This is a genomic window from Candidatus Pelagibacter sp. (assembly GCF_052049675.1).
Lineage (GTDB): Bacteria > Pseudomonadota > Alphaproteobacteria > Pelagibacterales > Pelagibacteraceae > Pelagibacter.
On record NZ_JBNGZM010000001.1, the window covers coordinates 1,241,401 to 1,267,729 of the forward strand.

Annotated in this window: 27 protein-coding genes; 16 read left to right on the plus strand and 11 right to left on the minus strand. The window is 27.2% G+C overall.

Annotation, left to right across the window (positions count from 1 at the left end):
• Nucleotides 1-4 precede the first annotated feature (4 nt).
• Nucleotides 5-508 carry a J domain-containing protein gene (locus ACTT9L_RS06710; RefSeq protein WP_440928532.1) on the plus strand — a complete coding sequence of 168 codons (504 nt, stop codon included), beginning with the start codon at nt 5-7 and terminating at the stop codon, nt 506-508.
• Here ACTT9L_RS06710 and ACTT9L_RS06715 read toward each other — a convergent pair.
• Nucleotides 505-1,467, minus strand: a complete 963-nt coding sequence (locus ACTT9L_RS06715; RefSeq protein WP_440928533.1) for a glycosyltransferase family 9 protein — start codon at nt 1,465-1,467, stop codon at nt 505-507. The genes ACTT9L_RS06710 and ACTT9L_RS06715 overlap by 4 nt on opposite strands.
• A gap of 49 nt (nt 1,468-1,516) precedes the next feature.
• On the opposite strand from ACTT9L_RS06715, the gene ACTT9L_RS06720 reads away from it, so the two are divergent.
• Genes ACTT9L_RS06720 through ACTT9L_RS06735 form a run of 4 tightly spaced genes read left to right on the plus strand, consistent with a single transcriptional unit; the run spans nt 1,517 to nt 5,130 of the window.
• Nucleotides 1,517-2,401, plus strand: a complete 885-nt coding sequence (locus ACTT9L_RS06720; RefSeq protein ID WP_440928534.1) for a dihydrodipicolinate synthase family protein — start codon at nt 1,517-1,519, stop codon at nt 2,399-2,401.
• Nucleotides 2,401-3,591 carry a class I SAM-dependent methyltransferase gene (locus ACTT9L_RS06725; protein ID WP_440928535.1) on the plus strand — a complete coding sequence of 397 codons (1,191 nt, stop codon included), beginning with the start codon at nt 2,401-2,403 and terminating at the stop codon, nt 3,589-3,591. The genes ACTT9L_RS06720 and ACTT9L_RS06725 overlap by 1 nt, the downstream gene beginning before the upstream one ends.
• A 27-nt stretch (nt 3,592-3,618) precedes the next feature.
• A complete protein-coding gene (locus ACTT9L_RS06730; RefSeq protein ID WP_440928536.1) occupies nt 3,619-4,806 on the plus strand; it encodes a hypothetical protein in 1,188 nt (395 codons plus the stop codon).
• Between the two features lie 51 nt (nt 4,807-4,857).
• Nucleotides 4,858-5,130, plus strand: coding sequence for a hypothetical protein (locus ACTT9L_RS06735; RefSeq protein WP_440928537.1), 273 nt, complete (start codon nt 4,858-4,860; stop codon nt 5,128-5,130).
• Here ACTT9L_RS06735 and ACTT9L_RS06740 read toward each other — a convergent pair.
• Entirely contained in the window at nt 5,122-5,475 is a 354-nt protein-coding gene (locus ACTT9L_RS06740) for a thiol-disulfide oxidoreductase DCC family protein (protein WP_440928538.1), read from the minus strand. The two genes, ACTT9L_RS06735 and ACTT9L_RS06740, sit on opposite strands and share 9 nt — an antisense overlap.
• An 85-nt stretch (nt 5,476-5,560) precedes the next feature.
• On the opposite strand from ACTT9L_RS06740, the gene ACTT9L_RS06745 reads away from it, so the two are divergent.
• From ACTT9L_RS06745 to ACTT9L_RS06755, 3 genes are read left to right on the plus strand one after another with little or no spacing between them, the layout of a single operon-like run.
• Nucleotides 5,561-6,973, plus strand: coding sequence for a TldD/PmbA family protein (locus ACTT9L_RS06745; RefSeq protein WP_440928539.1), 1,413 nt, complete (start codon nt 5,561-5,563; stop codon nt 6,971-6,973).
• 6 nt (nt 6,974-6,979) lie between these two features.
• The gene (locus ACTT9L_RS06750; RefSeq protein WP_440928540.1) at nt 6,980-8,296 is read left to right on the plus strand and encodes a TldD/PmbA family protein; all 1,317 of its coding nucleotides are present in this window, start codon (nt 6,980-6,982) and stop codon (nt 8,294-8,296) included.
• The gene (locus tag ACTT9L_RS06755; protein ID WP_440928541.1) at nt 8,293-9,264 is read left to right on the plus strand and encodes an NAD(P)/FAD-dependent oxidoreductase; all 972 of its coding nucleotides are present in this window, start codon (nt 8,293-8,295) and stop codon (nt 9,262-9,264) included. The genes ACTT9L_RS06750 and ACTT9L_RS06755 overlap by 4 nt, the downstream gene beginning before the upstream one ends.
• 2 nt (nt 9,265-9,266) lie before the next feature.
• Here the strand turns inward: ACTT9L_RS06755 and ACTT9L_RS06760 are convergent, their stop codons facing one another.
• Nucleotides 9,267-9,947, minus strand: a complete 681-nt coding sequence (locus ACTT9L_RS06760) for a DUF6134 family protein (RefSeq protein WP_440928542.1) — start codon at nt 9,945-9,947, stop codon at nt 9,267-9,269.
• Between the two features lie 52 nt (nt 9,948-9,999).
• Here ACTT9L_RS06760 and yczE point away from each other — a divergent pair, with 52 nt between their 5' ends.
• Nucleotides 10,000-10,647: a membrane protein YczE gene (yczE, locus tag ACTT9L_RS06765; RefSeq protein ID WP_440928543.1), complete on the plus strand. Its 648-nt coding sequence runs from the start codon at nt 10,000-10,002 to the stop codon at nt 10,645-10,647.
• Here the strand turns inward: yczE and typA are convergent.
• From typA to groES, 3 genes are all read right to left on the minus strand, one after another.
• Complete coding sequence (gene typA / locus ACTT9L_RS06770; RefSeq protein ID WP_440928544.1) at nt 10,644-12,470, minus strand: translational GTPase TypA; 1,827 nt, start codon at nt 12,468-12,470, stop codon at nt 10,644-10,646. The two genes, yczE and typA, sit on opposite strands and share 4 nt — an antisense overlap.
• Nucleotides 12,471-12,742: 272 nt before the next feature.
• On the minus strand, nt 12,743-14,404 hold the full coding sequence (gene groL / locus ACTT9L_RS06775) for a chaperonin GroEL (RefSeq protein ID WP_440928545.1): 1,662 nt from the start codon (nt 14,402-14,404) through the stop codon (nt 12,743-12,745).
• 22 nt (nt 14,405-14,426) lie between these two features.
• Nucleotides 14,427-14,717: a co-chaperone GroES gene (gene groES / locus ACTT9L_RS06780; RefSeq protein ID WP_440928546.1), complete on the minus strand. Its 291-nt coding sequence runs from the start codon at nt 14,715-14,717 to the stop codon at nt 14,427-14,429.
• 133 nt (nt 14,718-14,850) lie between these two features.
• On the opposite strand from groES, the gene ACTT9L_RS06785 reads away from it, so the two are divergent.
• The 6 genes from ACTT9L_RS06785 to ACTT9L_RS06810 are packed head-to-tail and all read left to right on the plus strand — an operon-like array spanning nt 14,851 to nt 21,279.
• Complete coding sequence (locus tag ACTT9L_RS06785; protein WP_440928547.1) at nt 14,851-15,669, plus strand: TIGR01459 family HAD-type hydrolase; 819 nt, start codon at nt 14,851-14,853, stop codon at nt 15,667-15,669.
• On the plus strand, nt 15,663-16,586 hold the full coding sequence (locus tag ACTT9L_RS06790) for a bifunctional riboflavin kinase/FAD synthetase (protein WP_440928548.1): 924 nt from the start codon (nt 15,663-15,665) through the stop codon (nt 16,584-16,586). The genes ACTT9L_RS06785 and ACTT9L_RS06790 overlap by 7 nt, the downstream gene beginning before the upstream one ends.
• The gene (gene ileS / locus ACTT9L_RS06795) at nt 16,583-19,315 is read left to right on the plus strand and encodes an isoleucine--tRNA ligase (protein WP_440928549.1); all 2,733 of its coding nucleotides are present in this window, start codon (nt 16,583-16,585) and stop codon (nt 19,313-19,315) included. Before ACTT9L_RS06790 ends, ileS begins: the two co-directional genes overlap by 4 nt.
• Entirely contained in the window at nt 19,312-19,803 is a 492-nt protein-coding gene (gene lspA / locus ACTT9L_RS06800; RefSeq protein ID WP_440928550.1) for a signal peptidase II, read from the plus strand. Before ileS ends, lspA begins: the two co-directional genes overlap by 4 nt.
• Entirely contained in the window at nt 19,790-20,116 is a 327-nt protein-coding gene (locus ACTT9L_RS06805) for a DUF3035 domain-containing protein (protein ID WP_440928551.1), read from the plus strand. The genes lspA and ACTT9L_RS06805 overlap by 14 nt, the downstream gene beginning before the upstream one ends.
• Nucleotides 20,117-20,124: 8 nt before the next feature.
• Nucleotides 20,125-21,279 (plus strand): glucose-6-phosphate isomerase, encoded by a 1,155-nt coding sequence (locus tag ACTT9L_RS06810; protein WP_440928552.1) that lies wholly within the window; start codon nt 20,125-20,127, stop codon nt 21,277-21,279.
• On the opposite strand, the gene rsmD is transcribed toward ACTT9L_RS06810, so the two are convergent.
• Nucleotides 21,276-21,836, minus strand: coding sequence for a 16S rRNA (guanine(966)-N(2))-methyltransferase RsmD (gene rsmD / locus ACTT9L_RS06815; protein ID WP_440928553.1), 561 nt, complete (start codon nt 21,834-21,836; stop codon nt 21,276-21,278). The two genes, ACTT9L_RS06810 and rsmD, sit on opposite strands and share 4 nt — an antisense overlap.
• Nucleotides 21,836-23,098, minus strand: coding sequence for a phosphoribosylamine--glycine ligase (gene purD / locus ACTT9L_RS06820; protein ID WP_440928554.1), 1,263 nt, complete (start codon nt 23,096-23,098; stop codon nt 21,836-21,838). Before purD ends, rsmD begins: the two co-directional genes overlap by 1 nt.
• A gap of 24 nt (nt 23,099-23,122) precedes the next feature.
• On the opposite strand from purD, the gene ACTT9L_RS06825 reads away from it, so the two are divergent.
• Entirely contained in the window at nt 23,123-23,317 is a 195-nt protein-coding gene (locus ACTT9L_RS06825; RefSeq protein WP_440928555.1) for a DUF2093 domain-containing protein, read from the plus strand.
• 3 nt (nt 23,318-23,320) lie between these two features.
• Here ACTT9L_RS06825 and ACTT9L_RS06830 read toward each other — a convergent pair whose 3' ends face one another.
• The 3 genes from ACTT9L_RS06830 to ACTT9L_RS06840 are packed head-to-tail and all read right to left on the minus strand — an operon-like array spanning nt 23,321 to nt 26,270.
• Complete coding sequence (locus ACTT9L_RS06830) at nt 23,321-24,181, minus strand: lysophospholipid acyltransferase family protein (protein WP_440928556.1); 861 nt, start codon at nt 24,179-24,181, stop codon at nt 23,321-23,323.
• Between the two features lie 3 nt (nt 24,182-24,184).
• Nucleotides 24,185-25,111, minus strand: coding sequence for a tetraacyldisaccharide 4'-kinase (gene lpxK, locus ACTT9L_RS06835; RefSeq protein WP_440928557.1), 927 nt, complete (start codon nt 25,109-25,111; stop codon nt 24,185-24,187).
• The gene (locus ACTT9L_RS06840) at nt 25,092-26,270 is read right to left on the minus strand and encodes a 3-deoxy-D-manno-octulosonic acid transferase (protein ID WP_440928558.1); all 1,179 of its coding nucleotides are present in this window, start codon (nt 26,268-26,270) and stop codon (nt 25,092-25,094) included. Before ACTT9L_RS06840 ends, lpxK begins: the two co-directional genes overlap by 20 nt.
• Between the last annotated feature and the right edge of the window lie 59 nt (nt 26,271-26,329).

The following is a 26,329-nucleotide window of genomic DNA, read 5'->3' on the forward strand; positions in this document are numbered from 1 at the left end:
ATATATGAATATTATTATTTATCTAGTTGTAATATTAGTCATTTTATATTTTTTATTAAGATGGTGGTCAAATATTTCTCCAAAAAAAATGTCAAAAGGAGTGAGGCTGGTAACAATTTTATTATTGGCTTTATTAGCTGTTTTATTTGCGATTGGGGGAAAATTTTTACTTACATTGCCGTTAACTCTTGCAAGTCTCGCTTTGGTTAAACTTAAAGGTTTGTCGCTGATCCAATTACTCTCTCTTTATAGACTTATTCAAACTTTAAGAAATTCTGGAAGATTTTCTTTTAACCAGCATCAAAATAATAACTCTTCTACATTATCAATATCTGAAGCATATAAGATTTTAAATTTAGATATTAATAAAAAACCAACTAAAGAGATAGTGAATAAAGCTTACCAAAAAATCCAAAAAAAAATTCATCCTGATATTTCCCCAGAGACCTCAAGATTATCAGCCATAGTTAATGAAGCTAAAGAAATAGTTCTTAAAGATATTTCTTAATTAATTATTGATATTAGTTTTTCATAAATTTTATCTGGATTAATTTTATCTTTACCAAGTGTATTGTGTGAAACTGTTTTTTCTCCATCAGGTATTACTGGATACATATTTGAACTGTAAGAACCATAAATTAATGGTGTATCAGCCATCAATGTAATTGTTTTGACTCCTAATGCTGATGATAAATGTGAGAAACTCGTATCATTACAGATTGCAACATTACAATTTTTAATAATAGGTAAAATTTCTTTTATATTAAGATTATCTAAGGTGACACATTTTTCTTTAAATTTTGTATTATATATTTCTGTTAAAATTTTTTGTTCATCGTAACTTCTGCCCGTTGCTAAAAAAAATCTACATTTTTTAAATGTTTCTAATTTTTCCATTACGTTTAGAAAAGTTTTTGATGGTATTCTTTTTGTTGGACCTGAACCACCTACACCTAACAAAACATTAAGTTCGTCATTATTTATATTAAAGTTTACTGCTGATTTTTGAACTAGATCATTATCAATTTGAATTTCTGGATTGTCACCTGTTTCGCAATCTAAATATTTTTTAATTAAAACTTTAGCTGGTTCTGTAATGTGTTGATTTTGTTTCTCAAATAACGGGTATTGAAATATTTCTTTGATACCTGCTAACCTAGAAATTAAATTATATCTCAAAGAAGAATTGAATATAAAAACTTTATTGAAATTATATTTTTTTATATCACTTGCTAATTTGAAAAATCCTTTAAAACCATCATGTTTTTGATTTATTTTATTATCTCTTTCTAAGTGAATTATTTCATCAATATAATTTGTTTGATTTAAAAACTCGTCAGCTTTTGAATTTTCTTTCACTAGCAAGCTAACAGGTGCTCCAAATTTATTTGAAATAGCTTTAATAAATGGTAGGAAAATAACCGTATCACCAATACCCATCTTATTTTGAATAGCTAATATTTTCATGGTTAACTTATAAACTTTACTAATTAATATTTTTATATAAATTTTTACTATGAGTAAAATTAAAGGCATTTATGCGGCTTCAATGTCGATCTTAAATGATGATTTGACGCTTGATATTAAAAAAACCATTTTGCACGCAGAAATGGTTATAGATAATGGTTGTCACGGTGCAGCTATATTTGGAAGCACAGGGCAGGCTCAACTCATACCTGTTTCTGAAAAAATTAATTTGTTAAATCATCTGACTTCAAGCAAACACAAAGAAAAATATATTATAGGCACTGGTTTAAATTCTTTAGGTGAAACAATTAATTTAATGAGAGTTTCTAAATCTTTAGGTTTTAATAGATTTTTAATTATGCCGCCAGCTTACTATAAATATGGAGATAAAGAAGTAATAGAATTTTATAGCAAAATAGTAGAAGTAATTTCTGATTGTGAAATAGTACTATATAATTTTGAAAAACTCTGTGGTTATAAGTTTAGTATTGAATGTATTGGAGAGTTAGTAAAAAAATATCCAAAAAATATTATTGGTGTAAAAGATAGTTCTTACAATCTTTTTGAAAATTTAAAAATTGATAATTTTTCAGTTTTACCTGGATCAGAATCTAAATTATTTAAAGGACTTCAATTAGGCTGTTCAGGAATAATCACAGCTACATGCAATGCCACTTCTTTACTGGCAAGAAAAGTATATGATGATTTTAATGATGGACAAGATCAGACAGTAAACCAAAATCTTTGTGATGTAAGAGCTGAATTTGAAAAATATAATTTGATTTCAGGTTTACATACATACTTTAGTAAAAAAGAAATATATTATAAAAATCTATTACCACCACTTAGCATTTTAAATGCTAAAGATGAATTGGATTTAATCAATAATTTAGAAAAATTAAATTTTTCTTTAAAAAATACTAAGGCGGCTTAATGCAATTAGCTAGATTTTTAAATAATGTTTTTAAAAAAGATGGATTTATATTAGTTGACGCTAATTCAAAAAGTTACATTATTGGAAATCCAAAAAGTGAAAACCCAATTAAAGTTAACCTTTTAAATAAAAATCTTCATTATAAGTTGCTATTTCATCCTGATTTATATTTTGGTGAAGCATATACAGATGGTGAAATCACTATTGAAAATGGAACGCTAACTGATTTTTTGGATCTCTCTTTAATGAATTTTGGAAGAGGAGACTTAAATTTTTTCAGTTCTTTAATTAATAAATTAAGAGGTTCTTATAGATATTTAACTAATTTTAATTTTATAAAAAAATCTAAAATGAACGTTTCGCATCATTATGATATTTCGGATGATCTTTATGACTTATTTTTGGATCCTAAAAGGCAATATTCATGTGCATATTTTAAAAATGAAACAGATACACTAGAAACAGCTCAAAATAATAAAATTAAACACATAATAAAAAAACTTAATATAAAACCAAATCAAAAAGTTTTAGATATTGGATGTGGATGGGGTTCTCTAGCAATAGATATTGCAAAAAGTGCAAACTGTGAAGTAACAGGCATTACACTTTCAGAAAATCAATTTAATTACTGCAAGAAAAGAGCAAAAGAAATTAATTTAGAAAATCAATTAAACTTCAAGTTAATGGATTATAGAGAGCTTAATGAAAAATTTGATAGAATAGTAAGTGTTGGGATGTTTGAACATGTAGGAAGAAAATTTTATAGAAAATTTTTTTCACAAGTCGAAAAACTCTTGAAAGATGATGGAGTTTCATTGATTCATACAATAGGGTCAGTAAATCCACCTCGAGATCCACATCCCTGGATCACAAAATATATTTTTCCTGGTGGATATACTCCAAGTTTGAGTGAGGTAAGTCCACATATAGAAAAGTCGGGATTAATCGTTGCAGATATTGAAGTTTTAAGACTGCATTACATGCACACTTTAAGACATTGGAAAGAAAATTGTCTTAAAAACAAAGAAAAAATAATTCAAATGTTTGATGAAAGGTTTTTTAGAATGTGGGAATTTTATCTTGCAGGTTGTGAGATGGCATTTAAATGGGGTGATCAAGTTGTATATCAATTTCAATTAACAAAAAATTATTCCTCAACACCAGTTACAAGAGACTATATTTATCAATAAATTATTGATAAATATTAATTTCCTCAAATGAAAAAAAAGAAAAAAAAGACAAAAAAAAACTTTTCCAAAAATAAAAAAAAAATTAAAAAACCTCTAAAAAAGATTAAGAAAAGTAACATTAAAAAAGTAAAAGTAAGACAAATAAAAAATTCTAAAAAAAGAAAAGTTAGAAAATTAAAAAAAGTAAAAAAAAAATACAAATCTACATCACCAAAGAAACCAGATTTTCTTTTAAAGTTAGTTAACTTTCAAAATTCTTTAAAGCCTGAGTTTAAATTTAGATTAAATTTTGGTTTTGAAAAATATATTCAAGCATTTTTTGACAAAATTGCAGATACAATTTTACAATATAAAATTCTAAAAAAAGATGAAGCAAGAAGATTAAAATTAGAAAAACAAGAAAAAGAAAGATTAAAAAAGATTGAAATTGCAAAAGAAAAACAAAAAGAAAATGAATTAAAAGTTAAATTAAAAGAACAATCTTTAAAAGACGAAATTAGATTAGAAAAACAAAGAACGAAAGAAATAAAACTATTTTTAAGAAAAGAACAAGCTCTTTTGAGAATTGAACAAGCAGAAAAACAAAAACAATTTTTACAACAATTAAAATTAGATAAGCAAATTGAAAAGTTTAGAGTTAGAGAGGTTAAAGAATTAGAGAAATTAGAAAAAATTTCTTTAAGGGAAAAGAGAGAGGATTATGCTGGCTTACAACAAAGAATAGAAAAATTAAAAGAAAAATATCGAATTATTAGAGATCAAAAAATTAAGGAAAGAGTAGAGGCTCTAGGAGTTAAAATTCAAGGAGATGAAGATAGAGAAACACTTTTACAAAAGGAAAAAGAATATACTTTAGCTAGGCAGAAAATTGAGTTTGCTCTCGAAAGTTTTTATAGAAGTGCTAGCAGTTTAGTGTTTCAACTAAACAAAAGACACATAACAAGGCATATGTCTATCTTTAGATGTATAGACAGAAGATTTGAAACAGGAGAAATATTTGTTAAATGGGATGAAGCTTCAGATGACGAGTGGCTTCTATTAATTTATATAAAAAACAATTCACCAGACGAAGGAATAGTTATTGAAGATAAAACCAATCCAGAAAAAAATATTTCCCACGAATTTAAAAATAATGAAATATTTAAGGCCTCAGATACTATGGTTGATGCTCTTACGCAGTTAATCGCAAGAAAAAGAGCCAAAAATATCAATTAAATTATCTTAAATAATTAAGTATCATTTAGGATGTTATTTTCATCTGCATTAATGATCATTTTGTATTTAATATTTAGATATGTTCTTGCATGGATAAGGTATTTTAACAGTCTCGACTCTAGATTAGGCCAATCTACATGGCGATGGAGTTATGATTATCCCGTAGTTGGTGAAAGGGATATTTCAGATCTAGATGATAAAACTTTTGTTAGACTTAGGAGAAAAAGAAATAGAGTTATAACTCTTATGTATTCAATTTTATTAATTATGTTTTTATTATCAATGTCTTTACTTAGTGAATTTTTAATATTTTTTTTAACTTAGTTTTTTAAGTTGTTTTTTATTTTTTAAATATAAAAAAAAGGCAACTATTTCATACCCATATTTGAAGAATGTAAAAATTATTGGTAGTTTGAAAAATTTATATAAAAATTTATATTTTGGAATTTTTTTCCAAACATAGAGAAATGCCTCTGCTCCTTGAATAATTTTACCATTCTGCTTAACATGTAATCTTCTTAATAATTCTTTATCATTTCTAGATGTTTCTTTTTCAGCATCTGAGTTATTTGTTATATCTACCCAGTCAATATCTTCGATATTTTCTTTTTTATATAAGTTAATTTCTGATCTACAGATTTTACAAGAGTTATTAAAAAATACTTTCATTTAGCAATAATTAACTTTTAGTAAGAAATTGTACATGCGTAAAATGATCAGTTGAAAAATATCAACAAACCACTATTTAAGGTAAATGAGTAATTTCTTTAATAAATCTGATTTAACAAGACAGGACGCAGACAAATTAGTATCTGAAACACTAAACAGTTGTGATGATGGTGAGCTTTATTTAGAGGAGTCTAAATCAGAGTCAATTTTGTTAGATGATAACAAAATAAAAAGCTCAAACTATAGTTCTGATTTAGGATTTGGTTTTAGGGCTATTTCAAACGAGGTTGTTGCGTATTCGTATTCAAATGAAATATCAAAAGATTCACTAAAAAATTCTTCAGAAAATCTTAAATCAACTCTGAAATCAATTAAAGGCACATATAATCATGAAATTTCAAAATCTAATAAAAAATTTTATAAAGATATAAACCCTATTGAACAAAAAACTTTAGATTCAAAATTAGAAGTATTAAATAAAGTAAATGAATTTTTAAGAAAAAAAGATGGATCAGTAAAACAAGTGACTGCTAGTTTTGCTGGTGAGCAAAAATCAATAGAAATTATTCGATCAGGTGGAGAGTCGCTTACTGATGTACGTCCATTAATTAGATTCAACGTCTCAGTTATGTTAGAAAAAAATGGAAGAAAAGAAATAGGTGTATATGGAATTGGTGGTAGGCAATCTTATGATGATTATTTAAAAAATGACAATTGGAAAAATGTTTGTGAAGAGGCTTTTAGAATAGCATCAGTAAATTTAGAGAGTAAACCAGCACCTGCTGGTGAGATGAAAGTAGTCCTAGGACCTGGTTGGCCTGCCATCTTAATTCATGAAGCTATTGGTCATGGTCTAGAAGGGGATTTTAATAGAAAAAAAACATCAGCATTTCATAATCTTATGGGCGAAAAAGTTGCAAGTGATGGAGTAACAATTGTTGATGATGGTACGATAGATAATAGAAGAGGCAGTTTAACAATTGATGATGAAGGCACACCAACCGAGAGAACAGTTTTGATTGAAAATGGTATTCTTAAAAATTTTATGCAAGACAGGCACAATGCAAGATTAATGAATACAAGATCTACTGGATCTGGAAGAAGAGAAAATTATAGACATATTGTTTTGCCAAGAATGAGAAATACTATGATGTTAAGTGGCAATCAAACTCAAGATGAAATGATCAAATCTGTTGATAAAGGAATTTTTGCAGTAAGTTTTGGAGGTGGCCAGGTAGATATTACATCTGGAAAATTTGTATTTAATTGTACTGAGGCTTACGAAATAAATAATGGTAAAATTGGATCTCCAATTAAAGGCGCAACACTAATTGGTGATGGACCATCAATACTTAAGGAAGTATCGATGGTAGGAAATGATATGATGTTAGATCCAGGAATAGGAACTTGTGGAAAAGCAGGACAAGGAGTTCCTGTGGGAGTCGCTCAACCTTCAATTTTAATCGATAAAATGACAGTTGGTGGAACAAAACTTTAAAGTATTATGGTTAAAGATCAGGAATTTTTAAAATCTAAAGCTTCATATTGTTTAGATTTGGCAAAAAAAATGGGAGCAACTGATGCAAGTGTTACAGTTGGTCACTCAATTTCAGAAACAGTTAATTTTAGAAATAAATCCCTAGAAGCGTCAGATAGATCAGATGGATTGGCATTAAGTATAGAAACTTATTTAGGTAAAAGAAGATCATCAATTTCATCATCAAATTTACTAGATGAAAATATTAAAACTTTAATTGAAAAGTGCTTTGAAACTACAAAAATTACACCAGAGGATGAATTTAATTCTTTGCCGGATAAAAATTTATTAGCCAAACAAATTAGTAGCCTTAATTTGTATGATGAAACAAGATTCGAAAACGATAAAAAAATAAAATATTTAAAAGATTTAGAGGAATCTGCATCGTCAGAAAATCAAATCATAAATACAGAATCTAGTTTCACTGAAAATAAATCAAATTTTATATTAGCTAATAGCGATGGTTTTTGTGACGGTTATAAAACTTCTTCTTTTACTGCTTCTTGTGTAACAGTTGCAAAAGATGAAAATAGCATGGAAAGAGACTACGAATTTTCTAGCAAACGTCATTTGTCTGATATTAAACAAGCAACAGATCTTGGAAATAAAGCTGCAAAGCAAACTATTAGAAAATTGAGCCCTAAAAAAATTGGAAGTGAGAAGACCAGCATAATTTTTGATAAAAGAATTTCAAAGGGAATGTTAAGTGCTTTTGCAAGTGCAATATCTGCATCTGCAATTGCAAGAGGTACCTCATTTTTAAAGGATAAAATTGATCAACAAGTATTTGCTAATTCAATAAATGTAATTGATAAACCCGATATAAATAAAGGAATGGGTTCACAAAATTTTGATTCAGAGGGTGTAAATTCCAATACATTACAACTTATAGAGAATGGAATACTTAAAAATTATCTTGTGGACACTTACAATGGAAAAAAATTAAATTTAAAATCAAATGGAAGAAGTGGTGGAACCACTAATTTGTATTTTGAAAAAGGAAATATAAGCTACAAAGATCTTATGAAAAAAAATTCAAGAAGTCTTTATATTAGTGAAACTATTGGTCACGGATCTAACCTTGTAACAGGGGATTATTCTGTTGGTGCCACTGGTTTTTTAGTTGAAGATGGAGAATTTAAATATCCTGTTAATGAAATAACAATTGCTGGTAATTTTAAGGATATGTTCAAAAATATAATTTTAGCTAATGATTTAGAATTTGAATATTCAGTCAATTCACCAACTATGATGATAGAAGGTATGACTGTTGCAGGAAAATGAGCAGTTATTGTGTAATTGGCTCTGGAATTTCAGGAGCAACAATAGCTAATTTGTTAAGTAAAAAAAATTCTGTACATATTTATGACAAAGCTCGAGGTCCAGGGGGTAGATCTTCTTTTAAAAGATTAAATAAGTCAAAAGGATTTGATCACGGGGCACAATACATTTCTCCAAAATCAATTCAATTTAAAAAATTTATTACAAATTTGTGTAAAAAAAAAATTCTAAAAAAATGGAGTGGCAAACATATTTTTTTAAACAAATTAAAAAAAGAAAATAAAAATCATATTAAAATAATTGGTTACAAAGGTAACAATGATATTAGTAAACACTTAATAAAGAATATAAAATGTAATTTTCAAAGTGAGTTGGAGAAGATTCAATATATAAACAATAAATGGAGACTAGTCTTTAAGAACAATAAAACAAAATATTATGATAGATTAGTGTTAACTTGCCCATTCCCACAATTAAAAAAATTATCAAAAAAATTTATTAAGGATCCATTCATCAAGCAAAAAATCAAAATGGATGCAAATATTACAGTTATGATCGAAATTAAAAAAACAAATAAAAATATTTCGAGTTATTTATTTGATGACAAAATTTTAGGGTGGGCTGCTAGAGAAAATAGTAAAAAAAGATTTAAAAGTAATAATGATTTATGGACTTTACAAAGCACAAATCTATGGGCAAATAAAAAAATAGACAAAAATAGAGAAAATAAAGAAAAAAACTCAAAGATTTTAATTAACCAATTTTTTAAACTTACTGGAATTAAAAAAACAAAAATTATAACCTCATTAAATCATGGTTGGAAATATTCTTCAAATTCTAGACCCTTAAAATTTAAAAGCTATTGGAATGATAAATTAAATTTAGGAGTGTGTGCAGATTGGTTTGTAGGTCCTAGAGTAGAGGCTGGATGGATAAGTGCAAACGATCTTTTTAAAAAAATAAATAAATAATTTTATTCAAGAATTTTTAGACGATATTCCCAATTTCCCATTCTCTCATATGTAATTTTAACAATTACTGAAGTTTTTTTATCAAGCCAAATGTCAAAATTTAATTTTTTATCTTCAGGTAGAGACATATCTTTTGACGTAAGTTTAAAATGATCTGTTTCGTATTGTTTACCATTAATTGAAATATTTTCTTTGCCAATAAAAGTAACTATTTGTTCTTTTATACTTCCAGAAATAGGACTTATTTGACTTTCTGCTTGTAAAATTTTATGACTCCACCAATTGCCAATAATATTTTTAACAGAAGCTTCACCTGAATATGAAGATCCTTTAATTTCAAACTTTTTATTATTTTTATCTAGTTTTAAGTTTACAAATTTTTCTTTTTTATTTTGAAGAGTTTTTGATTGAAAAGATATCAAATTATCTTTTAAATAAATTTCTTCCCCATATCCCTTTACTTTAAATATTGTTGCAGATAGTAATTTTACCTCAAATTTATATTGATTTTTTACTATTGTTTTTTCACCATCTCTTTTAAAATAATAATTGTTATATCCAATTACCTCATCATTTCTTAATATCTCCATTTCTATTTTATCAAATTTGTTATAATGACCTATATGAGCTAAAGAAATTGATGAGAAAAATACAACAAGTAAAATAATTATAAACTTTTTCATTTGCTAGTTACAATATTAGAATTTTTCATTAATAGATATAGCTTATTAGATTATGTTTTTAAAAATTAAAAAAATTCCAAAAGTAAAATGGAGCTCAGAAAAACCTTTTAATTTTAAACCAAAGTTTTCTACATTTTTTTTCTTATGTTTTGGATTATCAATATTTGGATTAGGTGAAGGATTATTAATTGTTTCATTTACAGGCGCTTCTCCTTGGAGTGTATTAGCTCAAGGTATTTCTCTAAATATTAATTTAAGTATTGGAACTATCACGTTATTAATAAGTATTGCTGTTTTAATTTTATGGATACCTCTTGGACAAAAACCAGGGATGGGAACAATATTTAATGCTTTAATAATTGCAATTATGATTGATCTTTGTATCAAATATGTTCCAACACCATCAAATTATATTCATCAATTATTATTAGCTGTAATTTCTGTGGTGATGGTTGGAATAGGTGGGGGTATTTACCTAGTATCAAATCTAGGAGCTGGTCCTAGAGATGGACTAATGATAGGATTACAAAAATTAACTAATTTTCCTATAGCTGTTGTAAGAGCAACATTAGAAATTTCAGTTGTTAGTATTGGATGGTATTTAGGGGGAACAGTAGGTATCGGAACATTATTATTCGCATTTGGTATAGGCCCATGTGTTGCTTTAGGACTTTATTTAGTTGATAAAACTTTTGATTAGGCTGCAGCTATAGCTTTTTCGCTTTTCTTTCTTTCGTGTGGATCAAGAATTGCTTTTCTCAATCTACAAGAGTCTGGAGTTATCTCTAAAGCTTCATCAGTATTAAGCATACTTAATTGTTCAGCGATAGACATTGTTCTGACGGGTGTAAGGACAACATTTTCGTCAGTACCTTGAGTTCTCATATTTGTTAATTTTTTACCTTTCATGACATTGATTATCATGTCGCCTGGTTTAGGTGAAAGTCCAACTATCATTCCAGGATAAACAGCATCATTGTGAGTTACAAACATTTCTCCTCTTGCTTGTAGGTTAAATATCGCGAATGCAACTGCTTTTCCTTGTTCCATAGAGATTAATGCTCCATTTCTTCTACTCTCCATTTCTCCTTCAAAAGGACCATAGCTATGGAATATTCTATTTATCACTCCATTGCCTTTTGTAAGAGTAAGAAATCTACTTGTGTAACCCATTAACCCTCTAGTAGGTGCATGAAAAATTAATCTTTTTTTATTTGTTCCAGTATCTTTTAGTTCTATTAGTTTACCTTTTCTTCTGTTCATTGAATCAATTACTTTTGAAGAATGTTCTTCATCAAGGTCCATAGTAATTTCTTCAATTGGCTCAAGTTTATTTCCACTCTCATCAGTTTTATATAAAACTTTTGGTGGACTTACTGTCATTTCAAAACCTTCTCTTCTCATTTGAGTTAAAAGAATTTCTAACATTAGCTCACCTCTACCACTAACAACAAAAGAGTCTTTTCCCTCGTTTTCTGAAAATGTAATTCCAACATTATTTTGTGCTTCTTGAACCAATCTATCTCTTATTTGAGTGCTAGTTAATTTTTTGCCTTCAGTTCCAGCCAAAGGCGAAGTATTTACAGTAATTGTAATTGACATTGTTGGAGGATCTATTGGTGTCGCAGGGATTGGCTCATTTACTTCTAGGTCACATATTGTTTCAGCAACATTTGCTTTTTCTAACCCAGCTACAATTACAATATCTCCTGCTTCACCAACATCTATTGGGACTTTTTTAGTTCCTTCGTATCTAAAAATTTTTGTTAATTTTCCTTCATCAACTTTTTCACCATTTAAATTGATTGCTTTTATAGACTGATTAGCTTTGGCAGTACCTTGTGTAATCCTTCCAACTAAACTTCTTCCTAAAAAACTATCTGCATAAAGTAGCGTTGACAACATTGCAAAAGGTTTAGTTTTATCAAGTTCAGCAGGTTTTACATGATCAACAATCAAGTCTAACAAAGGATTTAAATTTTCTCTAGGACCATCAACTTCATGATCTGCCCAACCTGATCTTCCACTTGCATATAGAACTGGAAAATCTAATTGTTCCTCATTTGCATCTAAGCTAACAAATAAATCAAATGTTTCATCTAAAACTTCATTAGCTCTTTGATCGGCTTTATCTAATTTATTAATAACAACAATTGGTTTTAATCCTTGTTTAAGAGCTTTTGATAATACAAATTTTGTTTGAGGCATAACACCTTCTGCAGAGTCAATTAATAACAAGGCTCCATCTGCCATACTTAAAACTCTTTCAACTTCAGCAGCAAAATCTCTGTGGCCTGGAGTATCGATTATATTTATTCTTGAATTGTTCCAATTAATTGAAGCAGGTTTGGCTAAAATTGTAATTCCTCTTTCTTTTTCAAGTTCACCTGAGTCCATTAATCTTTCATCAACAACTTCATTATCTCTAAATGAACCACTTTGTTTCATTAAATTATCAATTAGAGTAGTTTTGCCATGATCAACATGGGCTATGATAGTGATGTTTCTGATATTATTGTTCATAAATTCTGGCTCTTATACATATTTAAAAGGATATTAAAACTCAAAAAAACTCACATCTGGCTTGAATAATTTTCAAAATTTATGATTAATTCGTCTTTTTTTGCTTATCTTTTTTAAGTTTTCTTTTTTCTTTAAAGCTCAATTTCGGTTTTTTTTTAACACTAGAATCTTTAAATGATTTACCGCTATATCTTTTTGACATAATTCAACTTCACATAAAAAAAAAGGCCATCTTGAGATGGCCTTTTGAATTAATTTTAGAAAATGAGGGATTACATACCCATTCCACCCATTCCTCCCATGCCGCCCATACCACCAGGCATACCACCAGGCATTCCTCCGGCTGAGTCTTTTTCCTCTGGTTTGTCAGCAACCATCGCTTCTGTTGTTACTAATAATCCAGCAATTGAAGCAGCATCTTGCAATGCAGTTCTAACAACCTTAACTGGATCTATGATACCTTTTGCAAACATATCACAATACTCTTCATTTTGAGCATCATAACCATGAGTTTTCTTTTTTTGCTCTAGCAGCTTGCCAACTACAACTGAACCATCTACACCAGCATTCATTGTGATTTGTCTAATCGGAGATTCTAATGCCTTTCTTACTAAATCAACTCCAGCTTTATGATCATCTCCTTTAGATTTAACTTTATCTAATTCTTGAGCAGCGTATAGTAGTGCGCAACCACCACCAGTTACAATACCTTCCTCAACAGCAGCTCTAGTTGCGTTTAAAGCATCCTCGACTCTATCTTTTCTTTCTTTAACTTCAACTTCAGTTGCACCACCAACTTTGATTACCGCAACTCCACCAGCTAACTTAGCTAGTCTCTCTTGAAGTTTTTCTCTGTCATAATCAGAAGTAGTTTCTTCAACTTGTTGTTTGATTGATGCACATCTTGCTTCGATATCAGATTTTTTTCCACTACCATTTACAATAGTACTATTATCTTTATCTACTTTTATTTTTTTACAAGATCCAAGATCATCAAGTTTGACATTTTCAAGTTTAATTCCTAGATCTTCAGATATAACCTGACCTCCTGTTAAAATAGCGATATCTTCAAGCATTGCTTTTCTTCTATCACCAAATCCTGGAGCTTTAACAGCTACAACTTTTAAACCACCTCTTAATTTGTTTACAACTAAAGTAGCTAAAGCTTCACCCTCAACATCTTCAGAAATAATCATTAATGGTCTACCAGCTTGAACAACAGCCTCTAAAAGAGGAACCATTGGCTGTAAATTAGTTAATTTCTTTTCATGCAATAAAATAAAAGGATTATCTAACTCTGTAGTCATTTTATCACTGTTAGTAATAAAATATGGGGATAGGTATCCTCTATCAAATTGCATACCTTCAACCACGTCTAATTCAGTTTCAATACCTTTATTTTCTTCTACAGTAATAACACCCTCATTACCAACTTTTTGCATCGCTTTTGCAATCATAGTTCCAATTTCTTTATCACCATTTGCAGAAATTGTACCTACTTGAGCAATTTCATCACTGTCTTTTACTTTTTTAGCAGACGCGACAAGACTTTCTTTTACTGTATCAACAGCAGCATCAATTCCTCTTTTTACATCCATCGGATTCATACCTGCTGTAACATACTTCACACCCTCTTTAACAATTGCTTGCGCAAGAATTGTTGCAGTAGTTGTTCCATCACCAGCTTCGTCATTCGTTTTGCTAGCAACTTCTTTAACCATCTGTGCACCCATATTTTCAAATTTATCTTCAAGATCTATTTCCTTAGCAACAGACACACCATCTTTAGTAATTCTTGGTGCACCATAAGATTTATCCATAACTACATTTCTTCCTTTAGGTCCTAAAGTTACTTTAACAGTATCAGCTAAGATATTTACACCTCTTATCATCGCTGCTCTTGCTTCAGCATCAAATTTAACAACTTTTGCCATTATTTTTCTCCTTTAAATTAAATTACTTACCTGAAATACCCATAATGTCAGACTCTTTCATTATGCTGTATTCTTTACCATTAATTTTGACCTCAGTTCCTGACCATTTGCCAAATAAAACCTTATCGCCAACTTTAACATCCATAGGAATTTTTTTTCCATCCTCTGTTTTTGCTCCACCACCTACAGCAACAACTTTACCTTCTTGTGGTTTTTCTTGAGCTGTGTCAGGGATGATAATTCCTCCAGCAGTTTTTTCACTGCCGTCTAATACTTCGATTAGAACTCTGTCATGTAACGGTTTAAACTTCATAAATTCTCCTTTATAAATCTTTATAAATATGAGCTTCATATAGATATTTCGCCGTCTATTTCAAGATTAGAAACTCATTAGGGTATTAAAATTGCTAGTAAATTCGAGATTTTATGGTTTATACCTTAAAAATATGACTAAAAAATTAGATTTAACAGGGCTGCGGTCAATAGCTGATCATTATGATCTTTTCTATATAGACCTATGGGGGGTAATTCATAATGGGATTAAATTACATGAAAAAGCAATAAACGTTCTTAAAGAACTTTCTAAAAAAAATAAAAGTTATGTACTTTTAACAAATGCACCAAGACCGAATGAAACTGTTAAAAATTTCTTAGAAAAAATGGGCATGGATAAAGATTTAAGAGATCATGTATTTACTTCAGGCGAAGCAGCACTAAGTTATTTAAAAAAAAATTTTCTATCAAGAAAATTTTATCACATAGGTCCACCTAGAGATTTTGATTTATTTAATTTATTTGAAAAGAACAAATGTGAGAACATTAAAGAAAGTGAGTATTTATTGTGCACTGGTTTATTTGATGATTTTGACAAAGACTTGACCTACTATAAAGACTTGTTCTCTAAACATTTAAATAAAAAAATGATTTGTACAAATCCAGATTTAATTGTTGATCGTGGAAACACCAGAGAGTTGTGTGCAGGCTCAGTTGCAATGGTTTTTGAAAAAATGGGTGGGGAAGTAGTTTATTTTGGAAAACCTCATCCAGAAGTTTATAATCAATCAACTAATAATAATAAAAAAAAAATATTAGCAATTGGTGATAATTTGAACACAGACATAAGAGGCGCAAATCTATTAAATTATGACTGCTTGTTGATTTCTAATGGAATTCATAAAGATGAAATCAATAATAAAGGCATTGAAAAAGTTACAAAAGAATACGAGGTGATAGTTAATTTTATTCAGTCAGATTTAAAATGGTAAAACATTACTATAATTTTAATATTCAAAAAAAACATAAAGGATCCATTGTTTTAATAGGTAATTTTGATGGACTACATCAAGGTCACCAAAAGTTATTTAAATTAGCACAATCTTATAAAAAAAAATATAATTTAAATATTGGTGTAATTAATTTTGATCCAATGCCTAAAATGTTTTTTAATAAAAAATTAAAAAATTTCAGATTATCAAATGTTGAACAAAAAATTAAATTGCTTAGCAAATTTAAAGTTGATTTTGTTATAACAAAAAAATTTGATAAACAATTCTCGAAAACTAAAGCATTAAATTTTATAATTGAGATTCTGAATAAAAAATTAAATTCTAAATTTATTTTTGTAAGTAATAATTTTAGATTTGGAAATAATAGAGAAGGAAATGTTAATTTGCTAATTGAAAATGAAAAAATTTATAATTATAAAGTTGTTAAGCCAAAACCATTAACTAAAGATAAAAAAATTGTATCATCTTCTTTAATAAGAAATCTTTTAGAAAATGGATTTTTAGAAAAAGCAAATAAACTTCTTGCTAGAAATTGGACCATAGAGGGAACAGTTCAAAAGGGAAGACAAGTAGGAAAAAAAATTGGTTTTCCAACCTGCAATATAGATATTCACGATTATGTTCTAGCAAAACCAGGTGTTTATGCTGTTAGAGTTCTAAGGAAAAATAACCCTAAATATCTTAAAGGAATTGCTAATCTTGGATATAGACCAACATTTAATCAAAAAAAAATATTATTAGAAGTTCATTTATTCAATTTTTCTGGAAATCTTTATAGTAAACTTTTATCAGTAGAGTTTTTAAAGTTTATTAGGAAAGAAAAAAAATTTAAAAATGTTAATCAATTAAGAGCACAAATTAAAAAAGACTTAAATATTGCAAAAAAAACGAAATGACTAAATCACAAATAAATCTTCCAAAAACAGCTTTTTCTATGAAAGCTAACTTGCCTACTAAAGAACCAGAAATTCTTGAATATTGGAAAAAAATAAATCTTTACGATGAATTAAGAAAAGAAAGTAAAGGAAGAGAAAAATTTATCCTACATGATGGTCCTCCCTATGCAAATGGAAATATTCACATGGGTACAGCTCTGAATAAAATTCTTAAAGATATAATCGTAAAATTTCATCAAATGAATGGAAAAGACTCGATTTATGTTCCGGGCTGGGATTGTCATGGTTTACCAATTGAATGGAAAATTGAGGAACAATATAAAAAAAATAAAAAAAACAAAAACGAAGTTCCAATAGTTGAGTTTAGAAAAGAATGCAGAACATTTGCTGAGAAGTGGATTGAAGTCCACAAAACTCAATTTAAAAGATTAGGTGTTGTAGGGGATTGGGAAAATTATTATTCAACGATGAGCTTTAATGCAGAGGCTCAGATTGTAAGAGAACTTGGTAAATTTTTAAAAGAAGGAAGTTTATATAGAGGTTTTAAACCTGTGTTATGGTCAACAGTTGAAAAAACTGCACTTGCAGACGCTGAGGTAGAATATCAGGATCATAAATCAGATACAATTTATACTTCGTTTATAGTTAAATCATCTAATTTGAAAAATTTAGTTGGAAGTGAAATAGTTATTTGGACGACAACTCCATGGACAATTCCAGCCAATAAAGCTTTAGCCTATAACGAGTCTCTTGATTATGTAGTATTAGAAATAAACGACGAAGGTGATTTTAAAAATAGAAAAATTGTTATCGCAGTTTCTCTGCTAGGATCGGTTGTTAAAGAGTGTGGACTAAAAAATTTCAGAAAAATTCATACTTTTAAGGGAAAAGAATTTAATAATACTATTTGTAGTCACCCTTTTTTAAATCTTGGTTATGATAATGATATTCCAATGCTTGAGGCTAGATTTGTAACTACTGAGCAAGGAACTGGAATAGTTCACTGCGCACCAAGTCATGGACCTGATGACTTTAATCTTTGTTTGAATAACGGTATTAGAGCAATAGAAACAGTAGATGGAGATGGAAAATATACAAACAATGTTAAATTGTTTGAAGGAATTCATATTTTCAAAGCAAATCCTATTGTAATTGAAAAACTTAGAGAACAAAAAAATCTATTATTTAATAGTGAGCTCATCCATTCTTATCCACACTCATGGAGATCTAAAGCTCCACTTGTCCACAGAGCAACTCCACAATGGTTTATTTCAATGGAAAGTCATAAACTAAGAGATAAAGCATTGAAGGCTATTGATGAAACAACTTTTTACCCAAGCAAAGGTAAAGAAAGATTAAAATCAATGATAGAAACAAGACCTGATTGGTGTGTTTCAAGACAAAGAGTTTGGGGTGTTCCTCTACCAATTTTTGTGAATAAAAAAACAAAAGAAATTTTAGTTGACGATGAGGTTACTGAAAATATTGCTTCTATTTATGAAAAAGAAGGTTCGGATTGTTGGTTTTCAGATGACCCTCAAAGATTTTTAGGTAATAAATATAAAGCAGACGATTTTGAAAAACTAAGTGATATAGTTGAAGTTTGGTTTGATAGTGGGTCTACTCATTCATTTGTTTTAGAAAAAAGAGATGATTTAAAATGGCCAGCATCAATGTATTTAGAGGGATCAGATCAACACAGGGGTTGGTTTCATTCATCATTATTAGAGTCTTGCGGAACTAGAGGTAGAGCTCCATTTGAATCAATTTTATCTCATGGATTTGTCGTGGATGGTAAAGGTTTAAAAATGTCTAAATCTTTAGGAAATGTGATAGCCCCTGAGGATATTTTAAAAAAATATGGTGCTGATATTTTAAGAATATGGGTAGCATCATCTAATTATGCAGAAGATTTAAGAATAGATTATTCAATATTAGATCAACACGCTGAATCATATAGAAAAATAAGAAATACATTTAGGTACTTACTTGGAAATATTAATGATAATTACGAAACAATAGATTTTGATGAGTTAGATTTAAATGGTTTGCCTGAGTTAGAACAGTTAATGCTACACAAAATTTATGTTTTAAACAATAATTTTAAAAAATATTTTAACAATTACGATTTTCATAATTTATATAAAGAACTATTAAATTTTTGTACTGTTGATTTATCTGCTTTTTACTTTGATATTAGAAAAGATAACCTTTACTGTGATCCTATTGACTCAAAAAAAAGAAAGTCAACAATTATTCTTCTTAATATAATTTTAAATTCTTTGTTAAAATGGTTTGCGCCCATCTTGTCTTTTACAACTGAAGAAATTTTTCAATTATTATTTAAAGATCAAAAAAGTATTCATATTGAAAAATTTTTAGAATTTCCTGATAAATTTAAAAACGAAAAACTTAACAATAAATGGAGCGAATTGATAAAAATCAGAGACATTTGTAATATAAGCATTGAAGAAAAAAGAGCTAGTAAAGATATAGGATCGAGCCTAGAAGCTGATTTAAAAATAAAACTAAATCAAAAATTAAAAAGCCTTACAGAAAATACAGATTTTTCTGAACTTTGTATTACTTCAAGTGCTGAGGTTAGTTATAAAAATGATATTGAGACAACAGCAATCACTAGCAAGGCAAATGGATCAAAGTGTTCTATTTGTTGGAAAATTAAAGAAACAGCTTGTGATAGACCTAACTGTGCTGTGAATTTAGAATGATAAAAAAAAATTTTTTTATTAATTCATCTTTTATTTTACTAATTTTTTTACTTGATAGAATTTCTAAAATTTATGTAATTAATTTAGATAAGAAACTTCTAGAGTCTGAAATATTTTCATCAAAATTTTTGAATATCATTCTAGTGTGGAATGAAGGTATAGCTTTTGGCCTTTTATCTTTTGGAGAAGAAACATTTTACAATTCTATAACAATATTAATTATTATTATAATTTTTATAATTTATATTATGATGATAAGAAGTTCAGGATTAAAAAAATATGCACTAATAATGATTTTAGGTGGAGCTTTAGGAAATCTTTATGATAGAATTTTCTTTAAAGCGGTTCCAGATTTTATAGATTTTCATGTACAAGATTTTCATTGGTTTATATTTAATGTTGCTGATATTTTCATAAGTATGGGTGTATTTTTTATGATTTTATTTGAATTAATTGATAATAATAAAAGTAAATATGAAAAAATTTAATTATGTATTTATAATAAGCTTATTGTTATTATCATCATGTGGAACAATAAAAGATGGATTTTCTCTAAAAAAAAAGGATAGCGTGGATGAATTTTTAGTTGAAAAAAAATCACCACTTAAATTACCACCAGAATTTGATCAACTACCAGTGCCTAAATCAAAAAATAATAATGAAATAAACAATCAAGAAGACGATAGTCAATTGAAAGAAATATTAAGTCAGTCAAAAACTATAAATGAAACTAACAAAAGTTCTGAAAATCAAAAAAATATATCCTTAGAAGATAATTTACTTAAAAAGATTAGAAAATAATTTAATTAATGCTAACAAAAAATATTGATTTTATTAATTTTAAGGGAAAATATAAAACGTCAAAAATAAAATTAATTTTATTAACATTACTCAAAGGAAGTAATGAAGTAATCAAATCGTTATCTAAAAATTATAATTTAAATTATGACTTAAAAGAAATAAAGAAATATAAAAAATCTACAAATTACAGAATTATTGGTATGGGAGGATCTTGTTTAGGATCACAAACAATTTATGATTTTTTAAAATACAAAATAAAAAAAAATTTTGTTTTTATTAATAATCTAAATTCATGTGTTAAATCTAATAAAAAATCAAGATTTACAAATCTTGTTATCTCAAAATCAGGAAATACTATAGAGACTATAGTAAATGCAAATGTACTAATAAAAAAAAATGATAGCAATATTTTTATAACAGAAAATAAAAAAAGTTATTTGTATCTTTTAGCACAAAAGTTAAAGGCAGATGTTATTCATCATAGTAATTATATAGGAGGCAGATATTCAGTTTTATCAGAGGTTGGGATGTTGCCAGCTGAATTGATGGGATTAAATCCAAATAACTTTAAAAGATTAAATAATTTAGTAAGTAATAAATATTTTTTAAAATCTTTGATTGAAAATGTTGGAGCAATACTTCATTTTTCAAAAAAAAAAAAATTTAATTCAATAATAATAAATTATGATTCAAAATCAGAAAATTTATTTAATTGGTATCAGCAATTGGTAGCAGAAAGTCTTGGTAAGAACAAAAAAGGAATTTTGCCAATAATTTCTAATATGCCAAAAGATAATCACAGCGTAATGCAATTATATCTAGACGGATTTAAAAACAACTTTTTTACATTTTTCTCTGTGAGAGAAAATAAATCAAAAAAAATTATTAATCAAAAAATATTATCATCTCATAATTATTTAAAAAACAAAAATATTTCAAATATTATTTATGCACAACTCAAAGCTAGTGAAAATGTTTTTAAAAAGAAAAATATTCCATATAGAAGTTTTGAAATTAAAAATAGAAGTGAACAGACTTTGGGAGAATTATTCTGTTTTTTTATTTTAGAAACAATTTTGTTAGGTAAATGTATGAATATAAATCCTTATAATCAACCTGCTGTAGAATTAATTAAAAAAGAAACAAAAAGAATTTTAATTTAAATGGCTACAAAAATTATTTTTGATATTCCATAAGTTTTTTCTTCAACAATTTTAAAATCTGAAGTAATGGAATTAACTTCTTTCTTATTTCTATGTAAAATTATTATTCCGTTTTGATTTAATATTTTTGTTTTCTTTATTTTCAATAATAATTTATTGATATGTTTATCCCTATAGGGTGGATCTAAAAAAATAATATCAAACTTATTATCCAATTTGATAAAAGTTTCATCTTCATAAATATTAATATTTAAAATTTCATAATTATTGTTTTCCTTTAAATAGGATAAATTTTTTTTCAAAATTGGTAAAACGCCGTTATAATTTTCAATGAAAACAACTTTTTTTGCACCCCTAGATAGACATTCAATACCAAAAGAGCCTACGCCGGAAAATAAATCTAGTACATTTGCATTAGTTAAATTTACTTTAAACTTGTTAGTATGTGCAATTATATTAAAAATAGACTCTTTAGTTAAATCTTTTAAAGGTCTTGTTTTAATGTCTTTAGGTTCGTTAATTTTTTTTCCCTTCAAAATTCCAGATATTATACGCATTAGTCTATGGCTTTATAACCTATATCTTTTCTATAGAAACCGTTTGACCAATTTAATCTCTCAAGATTGTCCATAACATTTTTCTTTGCATCTTTAAAACTTTCCGAAAGACATACAAAATTTAAAACTCTTCCTCCTATAGAATAAATTTTATTATCTATTTTAGATGTGCCTGCATGAAACATAAACTCATTCTCACTAAGTTTGATCTTATCAATATTTTCAATTTGTATATTTTTTTTATATTTTTCTGGATAACCTTTTGAACATAATACGACACACAAACTTTTCTTATTCAACCATTCAATTTTTAATTTGTCTAACTCATTTGTGCAGCAAGCGTTAATTATATCTAAAAGGTTAGTTTTTAATTTAGGAAGAATAGTCTGACACTCTGGATCTCCCATTCTCACGTTATATTCAATAAGAAAAGGTTCATTTTTAATTATCATTAAGCCTGTGTACAAAAACCCTTTGTAACCACTACCTATCTCTGATAGGCCATTAAGTGTTGGTTTTATAATTTTTTCAATTATTTTTTTTTCTAAATCCTTATTAATTAATCTTGAAGGAGAATAGGCGCCCATGCCTCCAGTGTTCTTACCTTTATCGCCTTCTAGAACTCTTTTGTGATCTTGAGCTGTTCCAAAATTTTTAAATGTTTTTTCATCGTGAATAGTAAAAAAACTCATTTCTTCACCATCTAAATATTCCTCAATAAGTAAACTTTCAGCTTTACCAAATTTACCATCAAAGATTTCATTTATTGCTTTTTCAGCTTCAATCTTGTTATTACAAATATAAACACCTTTGCCTGATGCAAGATTATCTGCCTTTATCACTGTGGGAAAATTAATATTGATAAGAAATTTTTTTGCATCTTCTCTATTAGTAAAAACTCCAAAATCAGCAGTTGGAATATTAAATTTTCTACAAAGGTTTTTGGTAAATATTTTAGACCCCTCAAGTTGGGAAGCTATTTTATTTGGACCAAATACTTTTATATTAAATTTTTCTAGATAATCTACTAAACCATCAACCAATGGTTTTTCTGGACCAACAATTATTAAGTCAATCTTATTATCAATTATATATTTTTTTAAGTTAATGAAATTTTCTAGATCAATATCGATATTCTGAGCTATCTTTGAGGTCCCTGCATTTCCTGGAAAACAAAAAATTTTATCAATTTTGTTAGAATTATTTAAAATTTGGCATATAGCATGTTCTCTTCCACCACTTCCTATTATTCCTATTTTCATATAAAACTATATAAACTAAAAACAATGAAAAAATTAGCAAAAATAAAATATTTGCCAAATAATTTTCAAGTTATTGAGCCAGGAGATTATGTGGAGTGTGCTGTGTCAGGTAAAAGAATTAATATTGAAAATTTAACATATTGGAATGTTGAGTTACAAGAAGCTTATTTTTCTTATAAAGAAGCTTTTATTAAAAGAGAGGAAATCATTAAAAAATAAAGTTTATTTCCATCTATTGTGAGACCAGATCCATTGCTCAGGATTATTTTTAATCATTTTTTCAAGTACAATATTTAGATCTTCTGTAATATTTTCAGTTGTTGCATTATCTTTAAAATTTATTGGTTCATGTATTACGATTTTAAACTTAATATTTTTTAATCTTTCTATGTAAACAGGAACTATAGGTATATTAAATTTTTTAATTAATTGAGCAGGTATGGTTGTTGTCAAAGCTTTTTGATTAAAAAAATTTGACAAGATGCCTTCGGAAACTCTTTGATCAATCATCAGAGCTGTAGAAAAATTGTTTTTTTTTAAGCTAATTAATTTTTTCATACCACCGATACCTTTCTTTATTTGATTTTTACAAATATATTTTTTTCTTATCCTTTCTATAATTATATTTAAAAATATATTATTTAATGGACGGTATATCGCTGATAATTTAATGCCATTTTTTTCCAAGCACATTGCCATTAATTCAAAATTACTAAGATGTCCTGAAATAAAAATTACTTGGCGATTATTTTTTTTTATTTCCTCAAGCACGTCTTGTCCTATTATTTCAATATTTGACACAAGTTTTCCATTTCTGAAATCTTTTATGAACATATACTCTGCAAAAATTCTTCCATAATTGTTCCACATTAGTTTTATCATTTTTCTTAAATCTACACTGGCAATATCAGGAAAAGCCTTTTGTATATTTGCAATAATAATTTTTTTAGATCTAAACAATGGACCAATATATTCAAAAAATTTTCCACTTAGACTTGAAGATAATTTGGGACCCAAAATTTTAAATATTAAAAAAAATATAATTACTATGAGAAATTGAAAAAAATATTTTATATATTTCATTTGTTAAATTATTGATTTTAAAAGTTTTTCTTCATCAACTATATTTAATTTTGATTTTATAAATCTTATTTTGTGAATATTCTCATCAGATAATCTTATAAAATCTTTCTCAGTAGTAATTATTTTGCAATTGGATTTACTTGCTTCAGCTACAATTTGATCAATATCATTAGTAGTGTATTGATAATGATCTGGAAATTCATAATCTTTGTAAATTTTTATATTATGTTTTTTTAACATAGAAAGAAATGTTTGATGATTACCAATGCCTGAAAATATAATATAATTTTCGTCTTTGTTAAATTCATTGATATTTGTTGGTTCATACACACCAACATGAATATTGACATTTGAGTTTATCTTTAAAATTTTTTTTTTTAATTCTTCTAAATTCTCTAAATTTCCATTTAAAAAAATATGTTCATATTTTTTAATTGAATTTACATCCTCTCTTAAAGGTCCTGAAGGAATGGTCATTCCATTACCAATCCAATTAATATTATTGAAGCATAAAATTTTTATATTATAGTTAATTGAATTATCCTGAAGTCCATCGTCAATTATTGCAATTTTATAATTTTTTTCCTCTGCTTGTTTTAGTGCCTCAAATCTATCTTTAGATAAAAAGAGTTCACCATTTTTTTTTAAAATACTTTGTTCATCATACTGGTTTTTATAAAACTTTTTTATAAAACAGGACTTAATTTTTTTTTTAGATAAAATTTCATTTATTTTAATACATAGTGAAGTTTTACCTGTCCCCCCAATATAAATATTTCCTACACAGATGGTTTTTATTTTTGTATTTCTCAAATTTGGTGTTATTCTTAAATAGCTTATTGATTTTATTAAAAATGTTATAGGAAATAATAATATTGATATTATACTTGGTTTTTTATAGTCCCAAAATTTAGGTTTTTTTAAATTCATTGTAAATTAATGTATCTAATTCTTTTATAGTTTTTTTTAATATTATTTCCCCAATATTTTCGATCTTTTTCCCAATATGCATGTTTTTTTCAAAGCTTATTGATGAAGAAAGTTCTTTTACTGTTTTTATTTTTTTTGAAACTTTTATTTTTCTTAAAAGTTTATAAATATCCTCAAAATTATCTATATTAGGTCCATGTAAAATTTTTGCTCCAAACCTTGCTGCTTCCAATGGGTTCTGTCCACCTCTTTTAATAACTGAACCACCTAAAAAAACTGATGAAGCTAATTTATAAAATTTTTCTGTTTCTCCAAATGTGTCCACAATATAAATATCTACATTTTTCAAATTTTTTGGTTTAGAGCTATGAGTAGCTACTTTTAAATGAAAATTTTTTATTTCTGGAACTAAATTTTTTACTCTATGAACATGTCTTGGAATAATTATTGTGATTAAATTTTTGAACCTTTTCTTTAGTCTCACGTGAGCTTCTGAACAAAATATTTCTTCATCTTGGTGTGTACTAGAAGCTACCCAAAGCATTTTTTTACTTAATTCTTTTTTTAAATTATCATTAATTTTATTATATTTATTATTGTTATTTTTAATAAATTTGAGATTGCCTAAAATTTTAATTTTATTTGTTTTAATTTTTTTTAAATAAAATTTTGTTTCAAGGTTTTGAGGATAAGATATTTTAATTTTTTCGAAAATTGATTTAGAAAATTTTTTGATTAACATCCATCTTTTAAATGTTTTTTTAGTCAGTCTTGCATTTAATAAAATTAATGGAACTTTTCTTTGTTCTAAATCATTAAACATACATGGCCAAATTTCCGATTCTATAAAAATAGCAAAATTTGGTTTCCAATAATTAAGAAATTTTTTAGTAAAATAAAAATGATCTATAGGATAAAATTGATGTATTGTTTTTTTTAATTTATATTTTTTTAATACTTTAGAAGAACTCAGTGTACTTGAAGTAACTAGGATTTGATCTATTGATTTATATTTTTCGTAATGCTGGATTATGGGAATTACACTTAATATTTCTCCAACACTAGCACCATGGAACCAGAGCAATTTACCTCTTTTTCTTTTGTAAGTTGGAGTACTAAATTTTTCAACAAATCTAAAACTATCTTCTTTTTTTCGCAAAATTCTGAAAAATATTATAATCGGTGAAATTAATAGCGCTATTGTTAAAAAAAATTGAT

Excerpts from the sequence above, each read along its gene's own strand:
- ACTT9L_RS06710 (WP_440928532.1), top strand. The coding sequence starts at position 5 with ATGAATATTATTATTTATCTAGTTGTAATATTAGTCATTTTATATTTT.
- ACTT9L_RS06755 (WP_440928541.1), top strand. The coding sequence starts at position 8,293 with ATGAGCAGTTATTGTGTAATTGGCTCTGGAATTTCAGGAGCAACAATA.
- ACTT9L_RS06730 (WP_440928536.1), top strand. The coding sequence starts at position 3,619 with ATGAAAAAAAAGAAAAAAAAGACAAAAAAAAACTTTTCCAAAAATAAA.
- ACTT9L_RS06720 (WP_440928534.1), top strand. The coding sequence starts at position 1,517 with ATGAGTAAAATTAAAGGCATTTATGCGGCTTCAATGTCGATCTTAAAT.
- typA (WP_440928544.1), bottom strand. The coding sequence starts at position 12,470 with ATGAACAATAATATCAGAAACATCACTATCATAGCCCATGTTGATCAT.
- ACTT9L_RS06790 (WP_440928548.1), top strand. The coding sequence starts at position 15,663 with ATGGTAAAACATTACTATAATTTTAATATTCAAAAAAAACATAAAGGA.
- ACTT9L_RS06825 (WP_440928555.1), top strand. The coding sequence starts at position 23,123 with ATGAAAAAATTAGCAAAAATAAAATATTTGCCAAATAATTTTCAAGTT.
- ACTT9L_RS06810 (WP_440928552.1), top strand. The coding sequence starts at position 20,125 with ATGCTAACAAAAAATATTGATTTTATTAATTTTAAGGGAAAATATAAA.
- yczE (WP_440928543.1), top strand. The coding sequence starts at position 10,000 with ATGTTTTTAAAAATTAAAAAAATTCCAAAAGTAAAATGGAGCTCAGAA.
- ACTT9L_RS06750 (WP_440928540.1), top strand. The coding sequence starts at position 6,980 with ATGGTTAAAGATCAGGAATTTTTAAAATCTAAAGCTTCATATTGTTTA.
- ACTT9L_RS06740 (WP_440928538.1), bottom strand. The coding sequence starts at position 5,475 with ATGAAAGTATTTTTTAATAACTCTTGTAAAATCTGTAGATCAGAAATT.
- ACTT9L_RS06805 (WP_440928551.1), top strand. The coding sequence starts at position 19,790 with ATGAAAAAATTTAATTATGTATTTATAATAAGCTTATTGTTATTATCA.
- ACTT9L_RS06715 (WP_440928533.1), bottom strand. The coding sequence starts at position 1,467 with ATGAAAATATTAGCTATTCAAAATAAGATGGGTATTGGTGATACGGTT.
- ACTT9L_RS06745 (WP_440928539.1), top strand. The coding sequence starts at position 5,561 with ATGAGTAATTTCTTTAATAAATCTGATTTAACAAGACAGGACGCAGAC.
- rsmD (WP_440928553.1), bottom strand. The coding sequence starts at position 21,836 with ATGCGTATAATATCTGGAATTTTGAAGGGAAAAAAAATTAACGAACCT.
- ACTT9L_RS06725 (WP_440928535.1), top strand. The coding sequence starts at position 2,401 with ATGCAATTAGCTAGATTTTTAAATAATGTTTTTAAAAAAGATGGATTT.
- groL (WP_440928545.1), bottom strand. The coding sequence starts at position 14,404 with ATGGCAAAAGTTGTTAAATTTGATGCTGAAGCAAGAGCAGCGATGATA.
- lspA (WP_440928550.1), top strand. The coding sequence starts at position 19,312 with ATGATAAAAAAAAATTTTTTTATTAATTCATCTTTTATTTTACTAATT.
- ACTT9L_RS06785 (WP_440928547.1), top strand. The coding sequence starts at position 14,851 with ATGACTAAAAAATTAGATTTAACAGGGCTGCGGTCAATAGCTGATCAT.
- ACTT9L_RS06830 (WP_440928556.1), bottom strand. The coding sequence starts at position 24,181 with ATGAAATATATAAAATATTTTTTTCAATTTCTCATAGTAATTATATTT.
- purD (WP_440928554.1), bottom strand. The coding sequence starts at position 23,098 with ATGAAAATAGGAATAATAGGAAGTGGTGGAAGAGAACATGCTATATGC.
- lpxK (WP_440928557.1), bottom strand. The coding sequence starts at position 25,111 with ATGAATTTAAAAAAACCTAAATTTTGGGACTATAAAAAACCAAGTATA.
- ileS (WP_440928549.1), top strand. The coding sequence starts at position 16,583 with ATGACTAAATCACAAATAAATCTTCCAAAAACAGCTTTTTCTATGAAA.
- ACTT9L_RS06760 (WP_440928542.1), bottom strand. The coding sequence starts at position 9,947 with ATGAAAAAGTTTATAATTATTTTACTTGTTGTATTTTTCTCATCAATT.
- ACTT9L_RS06735 (WP_440928537.1), top strand. The coding sequence starts at position 4,858 with ATGATCATTTTGTATTTAATATTTAGATATGTTCTTGCATGGATAAGG.
- groES (WP_440928546.1), bottom strand. The coding sequence starts at position 14,717 with ATGAAGTTTAAACCGTTACATGACAGAGTTCTAATCGAAGTATTAGAC.